At 47.7% G+C, this 1,626-nt stretch carries 1 rRNA gene; it reads left to right on the top strand.

From position 1 onward, the window contains the following. Nucleotides 1-139: 139 nt before the first annotated feature. Nucleotides 140-1,626: ribosomal RNA gene (locus tag NRL14_RS20715) — 23S ribosomal RNA — on the top strand; the annotation flags it as partial.

The following is a 1,626-nucleotide window of genomic DNA, read 5'->3' as shown; positions in this document are numbered from 1 at the left end:
AAAAAACAATGGTAGCAGTACCATTGAGTGCCATTTAGTTAACTCTTATGAGTTGATTGATTGGTATCTACTTTAGTATTCAATATTGACTTCTGGCGAAGTTAAACTGTCACAAAACAAAGACCCGTTTGGGTTGTATGGTTAAGTGACTAAGCGTACACGGTGGATGCCTTGGCAGTTGGAGGCGATGAAGGACGTATTAACTTGCGATAAGCCTAGTCAAGCTAGTAAAAAGCGCTTGAGACTAGGATTTCCGAATGGGGAAACCCACCTGCTTGCAGGTATCGTTAACTGAATACATAGGTTAACGAGGCGAACGCGGAGAACTGAAACATCTAAGTACCCGTAGGAAAAGAAATCAACCGAGATTCCGAAAGTAGCGGCGAGCGAAATCGGAACAGCCCTTAAGCTTATTATGTGTTAATGGAAGGCTGCTGGAAAGCGCCACGATACAGGGTGATAGTCCCGTACATGAAAAGACATTTTAAGTGAAATCGAGTAGGTCGGAGCACGTGAAACTTTGACTGAATATAGGTGGACCATCATCTAAGGCTAAATACTCCCAACTGACCGATAGTGAACCAGTACCGTGAGGGAAAGGCGAAAAGAACCCCTGTGAGGGGAGTGAAATAGAACCTGAAACCGTGTACGTACAAGCAGTAGGAGCCCACTTGTTGGGTGACTGCGTACCTTTTGTATAATGGGTCAGCGACTTATATTTTGTAGCGAGGTTAACCGAATAGGGTAGCCGTAGGGAAACCGAGTCTTAACTGGGCGAATAGTTGCAAGGTATAGACCCGAAACCCGGTGATCTAGCCATGGGCAGGTTGAAGGTTGAGTAACATCAACTGGAGGACCGAACCCACTAACGTTGAAAAGTTAGGGGATGACCTGTGGCTAGGAGTGAAAGGCTAATCAAACCGGGAGATAGCTGGTTCTCCCCGAAATCTATTTAGGTAGAGCCTCGGACGAATACTTACGGGGGTAGAGCACTGTTAAGGCTAGGGGGTCATCCCGACTTACCAACCCTTTGCAAACTCCGAATACCGTAAAGTAATATCCGGGAGACACACGGCGGGTGCTAACGTCCGTCGTGAAGAGGGAAACAACCCAGACCGCCAGCTAAGGTCCCAAAGTCATAGTTAAGTGGGAAACGATGTGGAAAGGCCCAGACAGCCAGGAGGTTGGCTTAGAAGCAGCCATCCTTTAAAGAAAGCGTAATAGCTCACTGGTCGAGTCGGTCTGCGCGGAAGATGTAACGGGGCTAAACTATGCACCGAAGCTGCGGATTCAGAATTTATTCTGAGTGGTAGGGGAGCGTTCTGTAAGCGGTTGAAGGTGTACCGGGAGGTATGCTGGACGTATCAGAAGTGCGAATGCTGACATGAGTAACGATAATGGGAGTGAAAAACTCCCACGCCGGAAGACCAAGGGTTCCTATCCCATGTTAATCAGGGTAGGGTAAGTCGACCCCTAAGGCGAGGCCGAAAGGCGTAGTCGATGGGAAACAGATTAATATTTCTGTACTCGATATAATTGCGATGGGGGGACGGAGCAGGCTAAGCAAGCATAGCGTTGGTAGTCTATGTGAAAGTGAGTAGGGCGTTTGTTTAGGTAAATCCGGAC

The organism is Pseudoalteromonas sp. 20-92, assembly GCF_030847595.1.
Classification (GTDB): Bacteria; Pseudomonadota; Gammaproteobacteria; order Enterobacterales; family Alteromonadaceae; genus Pseudoalteromonas; species Pseudoalteromonas fuliginea.
The sequence above is the reverse complement of the archived record's forward strand: the minus strand, read 5'-3'. Positions and strand labels throughout refer to the sequence as shown.